General features: G+C 46.9%; 15 protein-coding genes. 9 read left to right on the top strand and 6 right to left on the bottom strand.

The genetic code is table 11. The features are described from left to right. Position 1 precedes the first annotated feature (1 nt). Together GYX26_RS08145 and GYX26_RS08140 are read left to right on the top strand one after the other, a co-directional pair. Entirely contained in the window at positions 2–1,108 is a 1,107-nt protein-coding gene (locus GYX26_RS08145; protein ID WP_174828902.1) for an anhydro-N-acetylmuramic acid kinase, read from the top strand. A 112-nt stretch (positions 1,109–1,220) separates the two neighbouring features. Beyond that, on the top strand, positions 1,221–3,599 hold the full coding sequence (locus GYX26_RS08140; RefSeq protein ID WP_174828839.1) for a DNA translocase FtsK: 2,379 nt from the start codon (positions 1,221–1,223) through the stop codon (positions 3,597–3,599). A 79-nt stretch (positions 3,600–3,678) separates the two neighbouring features. Here the strand turns inward: GYX26_RS08140 and lgt are convergent, their stop codons facing one another. Then, positions 3,679–4,530, bottom strand: a complete 852-nt coding sequence (lgt, locus tag GYX26_RS08135; protein ID WP_174828838.1) for a prolipoprotein diacylglyceryl transferase — start codon at positions 4,528–4,530, stop codon at positions 3,679–3,681. A 284-nt stretch (positions 4,531–4,814) separates the two neighbouring features. On the opposite strand from lgt, the gene hmpA reads away from it, so the two are divergent. Further along, the gene (hmpA, locus tag GYX26_RS08130; RefSeq protein WP_174828837.1) at positions 4,815–6,032 is read left to right on the top strand and encodes an NO-inducible flavohemoprotein; all 1,218 of its coding nucleotides are present in this window, start codon (positions 4,815–4,817) and stop codon (positions 6,030–6,032) included. Positions 6,033–6,117: 85 nt separating this feature from the next. Next, positions 6,118–6,567, top strand: a complete 450-nt coding sequence (locus GYX26_RS08125; RefSeq protein ID WP_100113347.1) for an Rrf2 family transcriptional regulator — start codon at positions 6,118–6,120, stop codon at positions 6,565–6,567. A 40-nt stretch (positions 6,568–6,607) separates the two neighbouring features. Here GYX26_RS08125 and GYX26_RS08120 read toward each other — a convergent pair whose 3' ends face one another. The 4 genes from GYX26_RS08120 to GYX26_RS08105 all read right to left on the bottom strand — a co-directional run bounded on the left by GYX26_RS08120 (position 6,608) and on the right by GYX26_RS08105 (position 10,700). Continuing rightward, entirely contained in the window at positions 6,608–7,804 is a 1,197-nt protein-coding gene (locus GYX26_RS08120) for an LD-carboxypeptidase (RefSeq protein ID WP_174828836.1), read from the bottom strand. 210 nt (positions 7,805–8,014) lie between these two features. Beyond that, a complete protein-coding gene (locus GYX26_RS08115) occupies positions 8,015–9,457 on the bottom strand; it encodes an aminoacyl-histidine dipeptidase (protein ID WP_174828835.1) in 1,443 nt (480 codons plus the stop codon). Positions 9,458–9,532: 75 nt separating this feature from the next. After that, a complete protein-coding gene (gene ubiE / locus GYX26_RS08110; RefSeq protein WP_100091304.1) occupies positions 9,533–10,270 on the bottom strand; it encodes a bifunctional demethylmenaquinone methyltransferase/2-methoxy-6-polyprenyl-1,4-benzoquinol methylase UbiE in 738 nt (245 codons plus the stop codon). A 70-nt stretch (positions 10,271–10,340) separates the two neighbouring features. Further along, positions 10,341–10,700, bottom strand: coding sequence for a gamma-butyrobetaine hydroxylase-like domain-containing protein (locus GYX26_RS08105; RefSeq protein WP_100113342.1), 360 nt, complete (start codon positions 10,698–10,700; stop codon positions 10,341–10,343). A 195-nt stretch (positions 10,701–10,895) separates the two neighbouring features. Here GYX26_RS08105 and nadE point away from each other — a divergent pair, with 195 nt between their 5' ends. The 3 genes from nadE (at position 10,896) to GYX26_RS08090 (ending at position 13,750) form a co-directional block, all read left to right on the top strand. Next, positions 10,896–11,687: an NAD(+) synthase gene (gene nadE / locus GYX26_RS08100; protein ID WP_100113341.1), complete on the top strand. Its 792-nt coding sequence runs from the start codon at positions 10,896–10,898 to the stop codon at positions 11,685–11,687. A gap of 241 nt (positions 11,688–11,928) precedes the next feature. Further along, positions 11,929–12,699, top strand: coding sequence for a nucleotidyltransferase domain-containing protein (locus GYX26_RS08095; RefSeq protein WP_174828834.1), 771 nt, complete (start codon positions 11,929–11,931; stop codon positions 12,697–12,699). Continuing rightward, the gene (locus tag GYX26_RS08090; RefSeq protein WP_174828833.1) at positions 12,686–13,750 is read left to right on the top strand and encodes a DNA polymerase beta superfamily protein; all 1,065 of its coding nucleotides are present in this window, start codon (positions 12,686–12,688) and stop codon (positions 13,748–13,750) included. Before GYX26_RS08095 ends, GYX26_RS08090 begins: the two co-directional genes overlap by 14 nt. A 110-nt stretch (positions 13,751–13,860) precedes the next feature. Here the strand turns inward: GYX26_RS08090 and GYX26_RS08085 are convergent, their stop codons facing one another. Further along, positions 13,861–15,576, bottom strand: a complete 1,716-nt coding sequence (locus GYX26_RS08085; RefSeq protein WP_174828832.1) for a proline--tRNA ligase — start codon at positions 15,574–15,576, stop codon at positions 13,861–13,863. 158 nt (positions 15,577–15,734) lie between these two features. Here GYX26_RS08085 and hemG point away from each other — a divergent pair, with 158 nt between their 5' ends. Beyond that, positions 15,735–16,265 (top strand): menaquinone-dependent protoporphyrinogen IX dehydrogenase, encoded by a 531-nt coding sequence (hemG, locus tag GYX26_RS08080; RefSeq protein WP_174828831.1) that lies wholly within the window; start codon positions 15,735–15,737, stop codon positions 16,263–16,265. A 1,041-nt stretch (positions 16,266–17,306) separates the two neighbouring features. Then, positions 17,307–18,967, top strand: a 1,661-nt coding sequence (locus tag GYX26_RS08075) for a calcium-binding protein (protein WP_304944913.1), incomplete at its 3' end; no start/stop codon positions are given.

Here is an 18,967-nt window from a genome sequence, read left to right as displayed (position 1 = left end):
CATGCAATCCTGCCAATACTATATTGGCCTTATGTCTGGTACCAGCATGGACGGCATCGACGCAGTACTGGCCAAACTCACAGGTACCCGATGGCAGGGCGTCTGTGCGCATGCATTCATTCCCTATTCCGAAAATCTGAAACAAAAGTTACTGGCGCTGCAAGCACCAGCGCACAACGAGCTGGCACAGGCTGCCGTACTGGCACAGGAACTGGCACACCTCAACGCACAGGCAGTAAGTGCCGTACTCACTGAAGCCGATATAGAGGCTCAGGCAATAATGGCGCTTGGCTGCCACGGCCAGACCATACGCCATGCACCTGAGCAACACTACAGCATTCAGCTAATGGACTGGGCATTACTGGCCGAGCTCACCGGCATCACTACTGTAGGCGATTTTCGCAGTCGCGATCTGGCCGCAGGTGGTCAGGGCGCGCCATTGGTACCAGCTTTTCATCAGGCCGTTTTTGCCAGTGAACAGCATAGTCGTGTGGTATTGAATCTGGGTGGCATTGCCAACATCAGCGTGTTGCAACCTCAGAAGCCTGCTTTCGGTTTCGATACCGGACCAGCCAACATGCTTATGGACGCATGGGTACAACATCACTGGCAGCAGGAATTTGATTACAACGGTACACTGGCCAGTCAGGGACAAATCATTGAGCCACTATTGCAAGCCATGCTCGGCCATGACTACTTCAGCCAGCCCTACCCCAAAAGTACCGGCCGCGATTTATTCAGCCTCGACTGGCTCAACCAATATCTTACCGGCCAGGAAAATCCCGCTGATGTTCTGCGTACCCTGCTCGAACTTACCGCACAAACTGCGGTAAACGCCATCATCAATGCTGCACCTACCACCAATAGCGTCTATGCCTGCGGCGGCGGAAGCCAAAACCGGCTCTTAATGCATACACTGGCACAACTGCTTAAACAAAACCAGATTTCCCTGCACAGTACCGATAATTTACAAATACCAGCACAACTGGTTGAAGCCGCTGCCTTTGCCTGGCTGGCGGCATGCTGGTATCAACGTCAGCCCGTAGCTACCCATCATGCTACCGGTGCTGCCGGTGCGCGCATTCCCGGCTGCGGCTACTGGGCTTGACTATCCGCAAAAAACCGTTAAATCCTGTTATCAATATCAGCTATAATCCCCAACAGACCTTATAATAACCAGTTAATTTCAGATAAGAATACCGAATTCAGTCGCAAGATTTATGGCCACCACACGAAAAAAATCTGTCTCCCGTAAACAGCCGTCACAAAAAGTAAAGCCGCAGAATGTGCAGGCACAGAAAGTCAGTAAACCGAAACAGCCATGGTTAATGAACCTGATTAACGACATCTTCTGGCTGCTGGCGCTGATGGTTACCCTGTTTACTATTCTGTCATTAATCAGCTTCAATATGGCAGATCCGGCCTGGTCACGCGGAATCGTCCAGATTAACAAACCTCATAATTTGGCCGGCTTAACCGGAGCATGGCTGTCTGATATTGGCTACTACATTTGCGGACTATCCGTCTGGTGGAGCATCATCGCCGCCATCATGGCTCTGTATCGGAGCTTTCGTCCGCTAAACGCCCGCTCACTCAATACCAGCGATGACAGCATGCCCTATAACAGCTGGCTGGCCTTAACCGGTTTATTTATCCTGCTCGTTTTCAGCCCCGCTCTGGAAAATCTGGTGTTTGCCAGCATGCTACATGATGCCCTGCCTATCGGTGCCGGCGGTGTGATCGGGCAATCACTCGGCAGGCTGCTACAGCAATTTTTCGGCCTTACCGGCGGATTAATTATCAGTATCTTCATGATGCTGATTGGCGTATCACTGTTATTACAGGTATCGTGGCTAACAGTAATCGAAAAACTTGGCGCCCAGTGTGAATGGTTCTGGTGCAAACTGCTGCGCCGGCCACGGCGCCTGATTACCGAATTTCCCAACAACAAAACCGTACGGCGCATGGTCAAACAGGCCAAAACCATTACCGCCAAAAATATCGATACGCCTGTGCTTGCCACCAGCAATCGCAAAACTGTAGCCGTGCGCACTGAACCCACAATAGCACAAAACATAACCGAACCAACACCAGAGCCCAGCCAGCCAGCCGCAACAAGTGAAAATGGCCTTATCCATTTACCAGATGTTGAATTACTGAGTAAGCCAACCAGCCAGCCAGCCGTCGTCAACAGTGAACTTCTGCAACAAACGGCCGCACATATCGAATCCAGATTAAAAGAATTCGGCGTTCAAGTAGAAGTTACCAGCGCTACCACAGGCCCTGTCATCACCCGCTATGAAATCGAACCGGCACAAGGCGTCAAGGGTAGCCAGATAGTTAACCTCAACAAAGACCTGGCACGCTCACTGTCCGTCCAGAGCGTACGCGTTGTCGAAACCATCGCCGGAAAAACCACCATGGGAATTGAGCTGCCCAATGATGAACGCCAAAGCGTTCTGCTAACAGAAATTCTTGGCGCAAAAATTTTCCATGATGCTGCCGATAAACTAACCATGGCCATGGGTAAAGACATTGCCGGCGCACCCGTTATCGCCAGTCTGGCAAAAATGCCGCATTTACTGGTTGCTGGCACCACCGGGTCCGGTAAATCAGTCGGCGTCAACTGCATGATTCTGTCGATTTTATACAAAGCGCAGCCAGATGAAGTACGCTTCATCATGGTAGACCCGAAAATGCTCGAATTAAGCGTATACGACGGCATTCCGCACCTGCTGGCACCAGTAGTCACCGACATGAAAGAAGCCGCACAGGCGCTCAACTGGTGCGTTACCGAAATGGAAAAACGCTACCGGCTCTTGGCACACGTAGGTGTACGCAACATCATTGGCTTCAACGACAAAGTAGCAGCGGCCAAAGCTGCTTCCACCCCACTGGTCAACCCATTCAGTAACAATCCGGATGAACCGGAGCCACTGGATAAACTGCCTTACATTGTAGTAGTCATTGACGAACTGGCCGACCTGATGATGGTTGAAGGCAAAAAAGTAGAACAGCAGATTGCCCGTCTGGCACAAAAAGCCCGCGCTGCCGGCATTCACCTGATACTGGCTACCCAGCGCCCCAGCGTCGACGTCATTACCGGTCTGATTAAAGCCAACATCCCCACCCGACTTTCCTTTCAGGTATCCAGCAAAATCGACAGCCGCACCATTCTCGACCAGATGGGCGCAGAAAACCTGCTTGGCAAAGGTGATATGCTGTTTTTACCGCCCGGTCAGGCTGAACCAACCCGCCTGCATGGCGCATTTGTGTCCGACGAAGAAGTGCATGCCGTTGTTAATTTCATCAAACAGCAGGCGCCCACCCAATACGTGGAAGGTTTACTGTCTGGCGAAGCTGCCCAGACCAACGTCAATCAGGTTAACCCAAATGCCAACAGCGACGAATTATTTGATCAGGCAGTGGCTTTCGTACTGGAAACACGCAAAACTTCCATTTCCTCATTACAGCGCCATCTGCGCATTGGCTACAACCGTGCCGCCAACCTGATGGAAGCACTCGAAGCTGCTGGCATTGTCTCTGCGGCCGAACTAGGCGGTAACCGGCGGATTCTGGCACAAAAAGACAATCTGTAATCAATTCCGAAACCGCCCATATAATAAAGCCGCAATAAACATACCTTTATTGCGGCTTTAACCATATCACCAGTCCGGCTTATTTCGCTTTCCTGCCGGCATAAACAAAGCCAATCACACCAATCACAATCATCGGCAGACTAAGCCATTGTCCCATCGACATATGCATCGCCAGCAAACCAAGAAAATCATCCGGTTCGCGCGCAAACTCAACAATAAAACGGAATACCCCATAGCCCAGCAAAAACAGCATCGATGCTTGTCCCAGCGGGCGTGGCTTTTTGGTAAACAGCCACATAATCACAAACAGCACAATCCCTTCAAGTATAAATTCATACAGCTGCGAAGGATGGCGCGGTAACATCTGAAACTTCTCCCATACCGGCAGCCATTTCTGCGGGTCCTGCATCACCAGCATCACATCATTTTCACGTGCATGCGGAAAACCCATTGCCCAGAAAGCATCTACATTGGTCACCCGCCCCCACAGCTCACCATTAATAAAATTACCTATACGGCCACATGCCAGCCCAAGCGGTACCAGCGGTGCAACAAAGTCAGCCACAGCCCAGAACTTAATCCGGTGTTTGCGCGCAAACAGCCACATAGCCACCAGCACACCAACAAAACCACCATGAAACGACATCCCGCCCTGCCAAACTTTCAGAATCTCCAGCGGATGGTTCAAATAAAAAGCCGACTGATAAAACAGCACATAGCCAAGACGCCCGCCAAGAATTACCCCCAGCACACCCCAGGTAATAAAATCATCCAGCATCTCATTGGTAAAAACCGATTGCCCGCCCTTAATCCGTTTGCGTCCCAGCCAGATAAACAAACAAAACCCAACAATATAGCTCAACGCATACCAACGAATCGCCAGCGGTCCCAGATGCACCAGCACCGGGTCAAAATTCGGATGAATCATCATAAACTTATCATTCCTCAGATATCTTGCTCATCACCTTATCTGCCACAACCACATGGGTCAGATAACAGCCAGCACGGCCATAAACACTACAGCCAAAACAGCACACAGTTTAACCCATATTAGCCAAACCATGCGCCCCTTTCAGCACTCCCTGCTTCCCCACAGGCATACCAGAGTAAAAATAATCCTCGCAAACAGCCCTATACACATTGACAGCCAATAACAGGCAGCCTAAGATAAAATATGTATTTTATATACATATTAAATTTTTCGGGAGAACAACCATGCAATTAACTACCAGACAAATCGAACTGGTTCAGGCAACCATTCCCACACTACAGCAACATGGCGTTGAATTAACCCGTTACTTCTACAACAGGATGCTCAGCAACAACCCAGACCTGAAAGAAATATTTAACCTCGGCAACCAGCGCAACGACGCCCAGCCACAGGCTCTGGCCAGCGCCGTACTTGCTTACGCACAAAACATCACCGCATTACAGAATCTTGACAACGCCATCAGCCAAATAGCGCACCGCCATGTCAGTCTGGATATCCAGCCAGACCAGTATCCAATAGTCGGCACCAATCTGCTGCACTCCATCAGCGAAGTATTAAACGTACCCATGGACAGCGAACTGATAGAAGCGTGGAGCGCAGCCTACCAGCAACTGGCCGATATTCTCATACAGGCCGAAGCAAACCTTTACCAGCAACAGGACAACACCAAAGGCGGCTGGAATGGCTGGAAAAAATTCAAAATTGTCGATAAACAAGAAGAAAGCAGCGAAATTACCTCATTTTATCTGCAACCAGTCGACAACAGCCCATTGCCGGAATATCAGCCCGGCCAGTACATATCCGTTCGCGTCATGGTGCCGCAACTGGGTATCAGACAACCGCGCCAGTACTCCCTTTCCGACAGCAATCATCCCGAATATTTCCGCATAAGCGTCAAAAAAGAAACTGCAAATCAGCAGCACAAAGCAGGTTATGTTTCCACAACCCTGCATGAACACTACCAGATTGGCGATGAAATAGAAGTTACCAACCCAACCGGCACCTTCTTATTACACAATCCGGATAAAAATACTGTACTGATTAGCGCAGGTGTGGGCATTACCCCCATGATAGCCATCCTCAATACCCTCGCAGCAGAAAACAATCCGCACCAGCAGATTAGTTTCATCCACGCCTGCCGCAACAGCAGTGTACTGGCCATGCATCAGCACATCATCGAATTACAGCAAACCATGCCTAATCTGCACAGTTATCTGGCCTGCGAAAATCCGGGTACAGAATTAGCCGCAGACAAAATCGGCCGATTGGAGCTATCCGAGCTAAATCGCGCCTTGCTGCCAGCAGATGCCGATTATTACATTTGCGGTCCCAAACAATTTATGCTTAGCCAGTATCATACCTTGCGTAACCTGCATATACCGCAGAATCAAATCTATATGGAACTGTTTGGTACAGGCGGATTCAGCCAGCTCACAGCCTGAGAAATCAACTGCAATTTAAACGTAAAACTTTTCATGGCAGCTGAAAACAGGCAAAATTATTCCATCAACAGCCCGACAGTCTGCCATGCAATTAAACCGCTTCACCGATTTAGGCTTGCGCGTACTAATATCACTGCAATACCTGCCCGAATCCAAGCTTTCCACAGTAGAAAGCCTCGCCAAACAGCTCAACGTATCCAGAAATCATCTGGTAAAAATTGTTTATTTTATGGCACAGACCGGCTGGATTGATTCATTTAAAGGCAGAAACGGCGGTATCAGGCTGTCTGCCCTTAGCCACCGTCTCAAACTGGGCGACATCGTTCAGGCACTGGAACAGGCTTCGTCCGAAACATCCGCCTTAATCAACTGTCAGCAGCCACCCTGTTCAATGACAGAATTCTGTTACCTGCCACAAATATTCAGCGAAGCACAGCAGGCTTTTTATCATTCACTAAACTGCTATACCCTCAGACAGCTACAGGCACCGGCCACCAATCAGGCTGTCATTAAATGGCTGGATCAACAAAAATAACCCAGACAAGGTATGCGCAAACACAGACAGCCTGAATAAACTACATCGCATCTTCCGTTTCTGATGACGGAGTTTCATTAGCTGGCGCACCCACTATTCCATTAAGCAAACCTTCAACTGCCGGTGGTTGCGGAATCAAAGTATTCAAAGCCAGCACAGAAGCATTTAAAACCGGGTAGTCCCTGAAATCAATCTGATAACCGCCATCACTGGTCGAATGCAAACTGGCGCGGGCACCAAGCGGGAAAGTTACCTTATCAGCAACATGACCAAAAGGAAATCCGGTTAATACCGGCACCTTCGTCAACCGAGCCATCGTCTGTACCACGGAATTGAATGTATAACTACTGTCATACACATCCCGAATCGACCCCATACGGAAATTACCCAGCACAATCGCCTGCTGGCGTCCGAGAATGCCGCTCAGGTACAAAGTCTGAAGCATACGTTCAATCCGGTATGGCTGCTCACCTACATCCTCAATAAACAGAATACCGCCATCTACCTGCGGCATATAAGGTGAGCCCACCAGAGCAGACAGCACACTCAGATTACCACCCCATAAAATCCCCTCGGCCTGAACCTGATGATTCTGCATGGCAGCAACCCTAACCGACACAGCCGGATTACAACTGTTATCAATAAAAGAACGGGTAGTAAACTCACTCATCTGCGGCTTGCCAAATTCACTGTACAACATTGGTCCGGCAAAACTGCACATCTGCCCCTGCGCCAGCAAAGCCAGTTGCACCGCAGTCACATCACTGTAACCAAACAATAACGTACCCTGTTCACGCATCCGCTCCCCCAGAGCAGACCAGTTAACCAGCGGCAAAATACGCATCGCACCATAGCCACCGCGCAGCCCCATCAGCACCTTTGGCACAGGTACACGACCAGCGGCCACATCCTGCAAATCAGCAGCCCGCTCAGCATCACTGCCGGCAAAACGCTGATAGCGACGCACAGACGCCTGCTGATTACTGACTGCAAAACCGGCCACAGCCAGACGCTGCGCCGCCAGCTCGCTGCGGCTGGCACTCTCTCCAAAACCAGAACAGGCAAAAATACGCATAGTATTCAAATTATTATTATTCGATTGTACAGGTACTTTAGGTGAAGACGTTGTGGGCACGGAAGGCTTCTGGGTATTACCACATGCCTGCAATAAGCCAGCACCTGCAAAAGCAGCACTGGCACGCAAAAACCCACGACGGCTCTGTTGTTGGGCATCCATAAAAACTCACTTCCTGATCCAGTGGATTAGCTGAGTGAAAACACCAGCCATTGTAGCAAAAGACAGTTCATACCGATTAACAGCCAGAACCAGAACATTAAAGCCGACACACACCAACCATACCTTACTATAGCCCAGTTTGTCATGAGTAGCAGCAAAAATAACAAAAAGGCATGGAATCACCATGCCTTTCTGAATGAAACCAACCTATCACTGGCGCGGTGGTATCGATTTCAGCAAATCCAGTAAAATAGCCCAGCACTCAGCCACAGCAGCAATCTCTACCCGCTCTTTAGGCGAATGGGCAGCACGAATAGTCGGCCCGAAAGACACCATATCCAGATGTGGCGCCTTACCACTGAGAATACCGCATTCCAGACCAGCATGAATAATCTGTAACGGTGGCTGTTTGCCATAATGTCTGGCAAATATATCACTGGTAAGCTTCAGCAATGGCGAATCCGCATTCGGAGCCCAACCCGGAAAATCCGCCGTTAAATCCAGGCGCGCACCAGCCAAGCGAGCCAGAGCCGCCAGACGCAGACTAAATTCATCTTTCGGCGTTTCCAGAAGCGAGCGCATCAGACAATGTATCTGCAAGCCCCCTGCACTGGTTTTCACCTCGCCCATATTGGATGAAGTTTCCACAATACCGGTAAACTCTGCACTCATGCGCATCACCCCATTGGGTACAGCCACCAGTAAATCCAGCGCTTTCTGTGTACATGCCAGTGTAGCAGCCTGCGGCAAACTTTCCGCCGGTAACACCTCAATGCACAATTGCGTTTCTTCTGCCCATTCTGCCGCAATAACAGCAGCAATCGGTTCTACCGCCGCACGAGCTACTGCTTCATCCATCACGATCACAGCCTGAGCCTCACGCGTAATCACATTACGCAACTCGCCACCCTGCCATGAACCCAGCGCAAACGGTTTCTGCGCATACAGACTGGCCAACACCCGCGTCAGCAACACATTAGCATTAGCATGATTCTTATCAATATCTACCCCGGAATGGCCACCGCGCAAACCGGATACCCGAATCGTACACACTGGTGCCTGATTAGGCTGCCAGTCCAGCGGCAAAGTCAGGCTGGCATCACGACCACCGGCGCAGCCAATAAAAATTTCACCCGCTTCTTCCGTATCCAGATTAATCAGATATGGCATCTGTAACCAGTCTGCGCTCAATGCCTCAGCACCGCCCATACCGATTTCTTCTTCCACCGTAATAATCAGCGTTAATTCAGGATGAGCCACATCATTAGCAAACAGCACCGCCAGCCCCATGGCCAGGCCGATACCATTATCAGCACCCAGCGTTGTATCGTTAGCCCAAACCCAGCCGTCCTCAATTCTGGTCTGAATTGGATCATGCCGAAAATCATGCAGCGAATCAGCACCTTTCTGCGCTACCATATCCATATGCGCCTGCATCGCCACCGGTACACAATTTTCCATACCCGGCGTAGCCGGCTTGCAAATGCGCAGATTACCTTTCGCATCAATATCCGTTGCCAGACCACGCTGCTGCGCCGCCTGCACCAGCATTTCCCGTACAGCCTGCTCATGAAAAGTCGGACGTGGCACAGCACACAGGCGCGCAAACCACTGCCACACCGGCTGCGGCTGTAATTGTTCAATTTCACTCATATTCTTTAATCCAGTCACAGATAAAAACAAATCAGGCCACCATATGGCAGCCTGAACACAGTGTCAACCAGCAAACTAAAACTTAACCCCTTTATGCAAAGCCACTACCCCAGCAGTTAAATTGTGATAACTTACACTGTCAAAACCCACATCCAGCATCATCTGTCTTAACGTTTCCTGATCCGGATGCATGCGAATTGATTCCGCCAGATACTGATAACTATCTGCATCTTTAGCAATCAGCTTGCCCATCAGCGGCAACATCTTGAAAGAATACAAATCATAAATCGGCTTGAGCGGCTTAAATACATGGGAAAATTCCAGCACCAGCAAGGTACCGCCCGGTTGCAATACCCGATACATTTCTGCCAGCGCCACTTCCTTATGCGTCATATTGCGCAAACCAAACGACACCGATACCAGATTAAAATAATTATCTGGAAACGGCAGTTTCTCCGCATCACACAACGCCACAGGCAGCGCCAGCCCCTCGTTCAGCAAACGGTCACGCCCCACAGTCAGCATGGAAGAATTAATATCCGTTAACCATACCTCACCGGAACGCCCTACCCGTTTAGCCCAGCCGCGCGACAAATCGCCCGAACCACCAGCAATATCCAGTACCCTGTCACCCTTACGTAACGGCGCTGTAGTAATCGTAAAGTGCTTCCAGACCCGATGCAAACCGCCAGACATCACATCGTTCATCACATCATAGTTCTTGGCCACCGAATGAAACACCCCGGCAACACGACCCGCTTTTTCATCTTCATCAACAGTTTGATAACCAAAATGAGTTTTGTGATCGCTCATACCACACTTTCAGAATTAAATATTGCCCAAATAAATATATCCAGCAACCAGTACCAGTATCGCTACAGCATTAGTCCGGTTCACGGCTGGCGCCAGCCAGAAATAACTGTTGTTCATAACCGGCCCAGTGTTCAGCCTGTCGCACAGCCAGATCATACAGATAGTCCCAGTCGTACAGGCCAGTATCATGCCCATCCGAAAAAGCAATACGCAAAGCATAATTGCCCACCTGCGACAAACCGGCAATCGTCACATAACGCTTGCCTGTCTGTAGCACCTCCTGCCCCACACCATGACCGCGCACCTCAGCACTGGGCGAAAACACCCGCAAATACTCAGCTGCAAGCTCATATACCTGTGATGCATACACCAGCCGCAATACCTGTCGGTTCTGGCTCAAACGGATTTCAGCTGGCACCCTATCCTGCATACAAACTACATTCCCATCACAAGACATTAATAAACTATACCTATTCTAACCCAATATCCCGCTTACTGCCCACACAGATTACATGCAGCAGCCAGCAAATCACCACCATCAGCAACCACCTTGCAGATACTTTGCAAGCCTGCCTGTAAAGAAGTATATTAACTGAGTTGCACAATCAGCCAAAGGATGCACACCATGCAAACAACAGCCATCATCAAACACATCGTTAACTGGCTACGCGATTACGCCACTGAAGCCAATTGCAAAGGCTTTGTCGTTGGCGTTTCTGGCGGTATCGATTCCGCCGTCGTCTCCACCCTTGCCGCCCAAACCGGCCTGCCCACACTGGTACTGGAACTACCCATTCACCAGAAAGTTAACCAGATAGCACGTGCACAGGAACATATCCGCCAGCTGAAAAGCCGCTTTACCAACATCGAAGAACACTGGGTAGACCTCACCCGCACCTTTGATTCATTCACCATGGCCGTAGATATCGGTGATAACAAAGAAGAACAAACCCAGCTGGCACTGGCCAACGCCCGCAGCCGCCTGCGCATGCTTGCACTGTATTACTATGCCCAGCAACGCGGCCTGCTCGTCGTAGGTACCGGCAACAAAGTAGAAGATTTCGGTGTAGGCTTCTTCACCAAATACGGCGACGGTGGCGTAGACCTCAGCCCGATTGCAGACCTGCTCAAAAGTCAGGTATATGCCTTGGCCAAAGAACTGAATATCGACCAGAAAATCATCGACGCCCCGCCTACCGACGGCCTGTGGGATGCAGACAAAACCGACGAAGAACAGATTGGCGCCACCTACCCCGAGCTGGAATGGGCAATGAGCATCTACGACACACATAAAATCGACGACTTCACCGGCCGCGAACGCGAAGTATTTGCCATCTACGACCGCTACCACCGCGCCATGCAGCATAAAATCAACCCGATTCCAGTATGCAAAATTCCGCCTGAATTACTTAACTAACACCAAAACCAGATTGCAAAATCTGGTTTTTTTATTCCTTACTGAAACCTTATGGCCAAATCAAAAGTCTGGCAAAAACCATATCCATTACGCAGCCATAACCATCAAGTCAGGATTAAATAACCATAACTTCACACAGACTCAAATCCTCACCGAGAAATCATACCCGGAACAAAAATTGTAAAAATATATTAATCCAGTCATACTAGCATAATAAAATAACTTTAAACCCCACAGCATTATGCAAAATATTATCCAGCAACAATTACAACAAATAGAACAACAATATAATATCCAGATTATTCATGCATGTGAATCCGGCAGCCGTGCTTGGGGATTTGCCTCGCCCAATAGTGACTATGATGTGCGCTTTATTTACCTGCATCCAATCGAAAAATATCTAGCCATCGAACCCATAAAAAATCAGCTCACCTTTCCTATTACCAGCGAGCTTGACATTCACGGCTGGGATTTAAAAAAAACCTTGCAACTCATCCACAAATCCAACGCCACACCATTTGAATGGTTACAATCGCCAATCATATATCAGCAGCAAACAGACCTCGCCCAGCAACTATGGCGTCTATGTGCCCATTACTTTAATCCCAGAGGCAACGTCCATCATTATCTGGGCATAGCTACCAGCGCCCTGCAAAACCTCAATGGCCGGCAAATTAAAATCAAACAGCTATTTTATATCCTCAGACCATTACTCTGTGCCTGTTGGTGCATCCAACACAAACAGATTGCACCAATGACAATCACTCCTCTACTACAATTACTACCAGCAGATTTACATACACAGATTCTAGAGCTCATCGATTTTAAAAATACAGTTGTCGAATCCCATATAATCGAAATCAGTAGTAATCTACATGATTACATTACAACCACTACCAACTACATCAAATCACAAATACCCCAATTACCAGAACTAAATTTCACCTCCACACAACTGGATACTTTTTTCATCAACACATTAAAAAACTGTACCAGCCATGAACATCAATGATTTAAAAGCACAAAACCTGATTTTACTGGAAGTAATCAGTGGCAGCCGTGCATTCGGTCTGGCCACCGAAAGTTCAGACACAGATATCAAAGGCGTATTCTACTTACCCAAAGACAAATTTTACGGTCTGCACTATATTCCACAGATAAGCAACGCCAGCAACGATATTGTTTACTACGAATTAGGCCGGTTTACAGAACTATTGCTGAAAAACAACCCGAATATCATCGAAGTACTGGCCTCAGCTCCTGAATGTATTCTTTATCAGCATCCGCTGATGCAGCAATTTTCACTAAAGCAGTTTTTATCCAAGCAAATTCAGCAGACCTTTATTAATTATGCCTGCTCACAAATAAAAAAAGCCAAAGGACTAAACAAAAAAATCAATAATCCAGTAGACAGCAAACGCAAAACCGTTTTCGATTTCTGCCATATCATTGACCAACAGCACACCTACCCACTCAGCAACTGGCTGCAACAGCGCCAATGGCAACAACACCAGTGTGGATTGGTCAACATTCCTCATGCCACCGACTTATATGCTCTGTACTATGACGAAAGCGGCAACAAAGGATATCGTGGCATCATTCAGCAAGAAAATGCCAATGATATTTGCTTATCTTCAGTCAGTGCCTCCGACCCGTTTATTGCCTATCTGAGTTTCAATCGTAGCGGATATTCCACCTACTGCCACGAATACAAAAGCTACTGGCAATGGGTGGAAAAGCGAAATGAACAGCGCTATCTCACCAACAGCCAAAGCGGGCAGGATTATGATACCAAAAATATGATGCATACCATCCGTCTGCTCCAAGTGGCATTAGAAATCATTTCGCATGGCACCGTCACCAACAAACGCCCAAATCGACAAGAATTACTGGATATCAAACATGGCAAATTCTCATATACAGCAATCCTGCACAAAGTCGATTCACTGGTTAGCCAGATTACAGCAGCCAGCAAAACCAGCAGCCTGCCAGAGGAGCCTGCTACAGCAGAAGTGATGCGCACCTTAATCAACATCCGCCAAACCCTGTATGCCAATCACTAAACAGGCAGCAAGCCATTTACCGGTAATCAACCAGATTAAAAATATTAAATAAACCGCCCACAAAAAAACCAGACTTTAAATGTCTGGTTTTCTTCACAGTAACTTACCTATTAGTGTTTAAGCAACGTACAAATATGCGCCACCACCGCATCAATAGCCAGCTCGGTAGCCGTAGTATCCTTACGCGCCTGATATTCCACCTTACCCGCTTTCAGGCCACGGTCACCAATAACAATACGGTGCGGAATACCAATCAGCTCTGAATCATGCAGCAGCACACCAGAGCGCTCATCACGGTCATCCAGCAGCACATCCACACCCGCCTGCTGCAATTGCGCATATAAATCATCTGCCGCCGCTTTCACATCAGCAGATTTCTTATAATTCATCGGCACAATCACCACCGTAAACGGCGCCATCGCTTCTGTCCAGATAATACCGCGCTCATCATTATTCTGCTCAATTGCCGCAGCAATCACACGAGTAATGCCAATCCCGTAACAGCCCATTTCCAGCACCACGTTCTTGCCATTCTGATCAAGTACCGTAGCCTGCATCGCCTCAGAATACTTCGTGCGCAACTGGAATACATGGCCCACCTCAATCCCGCGTGCCAGCTTCAGACTACCCGTACCACATGGACTTGGGTCACCGACAACCACCTCGCGTAAATCAACAAATTCCGGCTCAGCAGCATCACGGCCAAAATTAAAGCCAGTATAGTGATGATCATCCTCATTGGCACCAATCACCCAGTCTGCACCTTTAGCCGTAGCAAAATCAGCATACACCTTGCCATTGAAGCCCACAGGGCCAAGTGAACCACCATGCGCACCATTAAAAGCAGCCTCAATCGCAGCCTCCGAAGCCATGGTTAACGGTGCTTTCACCCCTGCCAGCTTCTCAGCCTTGATTTCATTCAGATGATGGTCTCCCCGTACCAGCAACAGTACCACCGTACCCTCTTCCTCGCCCTCAACCACCAGCGATTTCAGCGTTTGTTCTACCGGCACCTGTAAAAAAGCCACCAACTCATCAATACTGCGTACATTCGGCGTATGAATCTTGCTTAAATCCTGCCCGGCATTCTGGCGCTCACCAGCCAGCGGCAAAGTAGCAGCAAGCTCAACATTAGCTGCATAATCAGAAGCATCACTGTAAGCAATAACATCTTCCCCGCTTTCAGCCAAAACCTGAAATTCATGCGACCCAGTGCCACCGATACTGCCGGTATCCGCCGCCACCGGACGGTAATCCAGCCCCAGCCGGTCAAATACACGGCAATAGGCATCAAACATATCCTGATAAGACTGTTGCAGCGATTCAAATGTCGTATGGAAAGAATACGCATCTTTCATCACAAATTCACGCGCACGCATCACCCCAAAGCGCGGCCGCACCTCATCACGGAATTTAGTCTGAATATGATAAAAATTCAGTGGCAACTGCTTATAACTGCGAATCTCACTGCGCACAATATCAGTAATCACCTCTTCACAGGTTGGCCCCATGCAGAATTCACGCTCATGACGGTCAGTAATGCGCAACAATTCCTTGCCATAAAACGACCAGCGGCCACTTTCCTGCCATAATTCTGCTGGCTGCACCACCGGCATCAGCAACTCAATCGAACCTGCCCGGTTCATTTCTTCCCGAACAATCTGCTCTACCTTGCGCAGCACCCGCAAACCCATCGGCATCCACGTATACAATCCACTGGCCAAACGGCGAATCATTCCCGTACGCAACATAAGCTTGTGACTGGCCAACTCCGCTTCAGCCGGAGCTTCTTTTAATGTCGAAATATAAAACTGACTGGCTTTCATGTATATCTCCAAAAACAGCCGCCATTGTACCAGCCTCCGGCCAGTAAAAAAGCCAATATCCCACACCCAAATAAACAAATTTTGCACAAAACAATTACTCGTAGCCAAACCCGGCAAGCATGGTATGATTCACCTTATTTAACCACACCCACCCTGCCATGAATTTTCTGCTTATATACAGCAGCCGTTTTGGCTACACCCATAAAATTGCCCAGACACTGGAAGCACAATGGACTGCTACCGGTAACACAGTTAACATGGTTAATCTGGCAGACACACCAGTTATTCAGCCGGGTGAATACGATAAAATCATTATCGGTGCGTCCATCCGCTACGGCCACTACGCTGCCGCACTGGCACCATGGATTAAACGCCATCAGCACATCCTCAACAGCACCCCAAGTGCCTTTTTCAGCGTCAGCATTCTGGCCAACAAACCGCACCGCAGCACCCCGCAAACCCACACCTACACCCGCAAATTCTTTACCAAAAGCCCGTGGCAGCCGCAAGCTATCGGTATCTTTGCCGGAGAACTGCATTACGCAAAATACAACCTGCTCGACCGCTACATGATGCGTTTGGTAATGAAACTGAACAAAGGCGAAACCCGTCTCAACGCACATATTGAATACACCGACTGGCAAAAAGTGCGCGAATTTGGTGAACAAGTACAGAAATTAAATAAATAAATCACCACATACTTACTTTATCGTATGAATATAATATTTAAAAACGATAAAAATAAGCAATTTATCGACTTTTCAATAAACAGATACAGATATTTTTTAAATAAGCACCGAAAAAAATTACCATAAATACCGCTTGAACAGCTCTTACCGTGTTCATCGAATAAAAACCTGAAATTAGCGGAACCTGTTATATTTTCAAATTCAAAATCAGCCTGCAAAATACAAAAGAAATAACAATTAAATAGATAGCATAAATTATTACTTTAAAGGAGAAATACAAAATTAATCTGCTTAAATTTATAATAAAAATTTAAAAACAATAAATTAAAGAGGCTGGCAATTATCCATTTACAAAAATAGATTGATAAAACTTAAACCATAGTATAAAATAATTATATACTTACATAATTGTATATTTTAAAAATTCATAGCGTATTTATTAATAAATCAAGCATGCATCCAACAAACCGATGCAGATGCAGAGAATTTTATACACAGATAATCAGTTAATCAAAACACACTGATTAAATTAATATTAATTACAAAAACTTATCCCGTTTTAGTATTGATTATTAAACAGAGTAACTCTAATTAAACTTAAACATTTAAAGCCCTAATTTAAACAATTATCAAAAAACTTATTTTACCAAGTTAATGGAGAATTGCAGCTTAAATCCAGTAAATACTCGTGTATCCAACTGATTCGAATTAGCAAAACTAACCGAATTGGTTCCCATTGATTAAGAAAGGATTATCAATCCTCTTACTCAACTACACCTTATTATGCCTAAATGAAAGGAAAATATTATTTAAAATCACATCCTAAAAGCATACTTAAAATTAAACCAAAATAACTATTTGAACCATAACATTAGTTTATTTTAGATTTAAACAACAGAATACATTTAGTATCACTCTAATTTTAAGTATATATTAATTATGATAAAAATATAAACCTGATTAAATCAACATTTCAATAATAACCAAAACAAATTTATCTATTTAAAAATTCTTATTTTAATCTACTTAAAGGAATCAATAATGATACAAACTGATAACAATATTCCAAATAGGAATAATGAAAAACCATACCGTTATGTATTTCAGGCAGGACATGGTGAAGATATTATCAACAGTAAAACCAGCGACGATAATCACAACCACAACATCGAAATTGTATTCGAAAAAGCCTATGCAGCTAATGCAATTTTCTTACACTCAGGCAATGATCTAGTAATTCAGGCATTTAATAACAAGGACTCTGTCACCCTAACTGATTTTCTTAGCCCTGACAAAACCAATATTTGTACTTTTACATTCATCTTTGACGATAAAACACTAAACTCAGAAGATATTGCCGATATAACAACGACTTTGAACGATACCAACAAAAACAATGAACCCATAGATTCACATAGCAACAATAGTATCAACGGCAAAACAAGTAATGATAAGCCGCATGGCGAGAATAGTAATGATAGTCTGAATGATATTGCCAGTTACAGTACTCTTATTAGCGGTACTGGGAATGATATCCTCAAAGGCGGTGACTTGCACAAAGACCGTTATGAGTTTGAAGCAGGACACGGGCAGGATGTGATTTACGATAAGGGATATGATGGTAACGGTTACAAAGAGCAGCGCAATGACGTAGTATTCAAGGGCGCCACTCTGGCTGATGCTCAGTTTACCCGTTCCGGTAATGATCTGGTTATTCAGGCTTATGGTACGGATGATTCTGTTACCCTGCCTGATTATTTTAACTACCAAAATTCTTATAGCAGAGCATTTAATTTTGTGTTTGATGATCAAACTATTAGCACCGAGGAAATCAAAAGTAACTACACATTCACCATTACCGGGGACGATGGTGATAATGTTATCGTCGGCTGGTACGGCAAAGACATCTTGAGTGGCGGAGCCGGTAATGACACCCTACGGGGGGGCGATGGTGATGACCGTCTTAATGGCGATGACGGCGATGATATTCTCAATGGTGATAATGGGAATGATACCCTCAATGGTGGTGCCGGTAACGATACCTTAAATGGTGGTGCTGGCTACGATATTCTTATTGGCGGTACCGGGAATGATATCCTCAAAGGCGGTGACTTGCACAAAGACCGTTATGAGTTCGAAGCAGGACACGGGCAGGATGTGATTTACGATAAGGGATATGATGGTAACGGTTACAAAGAGCAGCGCAATGACGTAGTATTCAAGGGCGCCACTCTGGCTGATGCTCAGTTTACCCGTTCCGGTAATGATCTGGTTATTCAGGCTTATGGTACGGATGATTCTGTTACCCTGCCTGATTATTTTAACTACCAAAATTCTTATAGCAGAGCATTTAATTTTGTGTTTGATGATCAAACTATTAGCACCGAGGAAATCAAAAGTAACTACACATTCACCATTACCGGGGACGATGGTGATAATGTTATCGTCGGCTGGTACGGCAAAGACATCTTGAGTGGCGGAGCCGGTAATGACACCCTACGGGGGGGCGATGGTGATGACCGTCTCAGTGGCGATGATGGCGATGATATTCTCAATGGTGAAGATGGGAATGATACCCTCAATGGTGGTGCCGGTAACGATACCTTAAATGGTGGTGCTGGCTACGATATTCTTATTGGCGGTACCGGGAATGATATCCTCAAAGGCGGTGACTGGCACAAAGACCGCTATGAGTTTGAAGC

The organism is Snodgrassella sp. ESL0253 (genome assembly GCF_013344965.1).
Classification (GTDB): Bacteria; Pseudomonadota; Gammaproteobacteria; order Burkholderiales; family Neisseriaceae; genus Snodgrassella; species Snodgrassella alvi_B.
This window is presented reverse-complemented; position numbering and strand designations above follow the sequence as displayed.

What these genes read in the sequence shown, in the direction of transcription:
- GYX26_RS08145 (WP_174828902.1), top strand. Translation starts at nt 2, where the DNA reads ATGCAATCCTGCCAATACTATATTGGCCTTATGTCTGGTACCAGCATG.
- GYX26_RS08140 (WP_174828839.1), top strand. Translation starts at nt 1,221, where the DNA reads ATGGCCACCACACGAAAAAAATCTGTCTCCCGTAAACAGCCGTCACAA.
- lgt (WP_174828838.1), bottom strand. Translation starts at nt 4,530, where the DNA reads ATGATGATTCATCCGAATTTTGACCCGGTGCTGGTGCATCTGGGACCG.
- hmpA (WP_174828837.1), top strand. Translation starts at nt 4,815, where the DNA reads ATGCAATTAACTACCAGACAAATCGAACTGGTTCAGGCAACCATTCCC.
- GYX26_RS08125 (WP_100113347.1), top strand. Translation starts at nt 6,118, where the DNA reads ATGCAATTAAACCGCTTCACCGATTTAGGCTTGCGCGTACTAATATCA.
- GYX26_RS08120 (WP_174828836.1), bottom strand. Translation starts at nt 7,804, where the DNA reads ATGGATGCCCAACAACAGAGCCGTCGTGGGTTTTTGCGTGCCAGTGCT.
- GYX26_RS08115 (WP_174828835.1), bottom strand. Translation starts at nt 9,457, where the DNA reads ATGAGTGAAATTGAACAATTACAGCCGCAGCCGGTGTGGCAGTGGTTT.
- ubiE (WP_100091304.1), bottom strand. Translation starts at nt 10,270, where the DNA reads ATGAGCGATCACAAAACTCATTTTGGTTATCAAACTGTTGATGAAGAT.
- GYX26_RS08105 (WP_100113342.1), bottom strand. Translation starts at nt 10,700, where the DNA reads ATGCAGGATAGGGTGCCAGCTGAAATCCGTTTGAGCCAGAACCGACAG.
- nadE (WP_100113341.1), top strand. Translation starts at nt 10,896, where the DNA reads ATGCAAACAACAGCCATCATCAAACACATCGTTAACTGGCTACGCGAT.
- GYX26_RS08095 (WP_174828834.1), top strand. Translation starts at nt 11,929, where the DNA reads ATGCAAAATATTATCCAGCAACAATTACAACAAATAGAACAACAATAT.
- GYX26_RS08090 (WP_174828833.1), top strand. Translation starts at nt 12,686, where the DNA reads ATGAACATCAATGATTTAAAAGCACAAAACCTGATTTTACTGGAAGTA.
- GYX26_RS08085 (WP_174828832.1), bottom strand. Translation starts at nt 15,576, where the DNA reads ATGAAAGCCAGTCAGTTTTATATTTCGACATTAAAAGAAGCTCCGGCT.
- hemG (WP_174828831.1), top strand. Translation starts at nt 15,735, where the DNA reads ATGAATTTTCTGCTTATATACAGCAGCCGTTTTGGCTACACCCATAAA.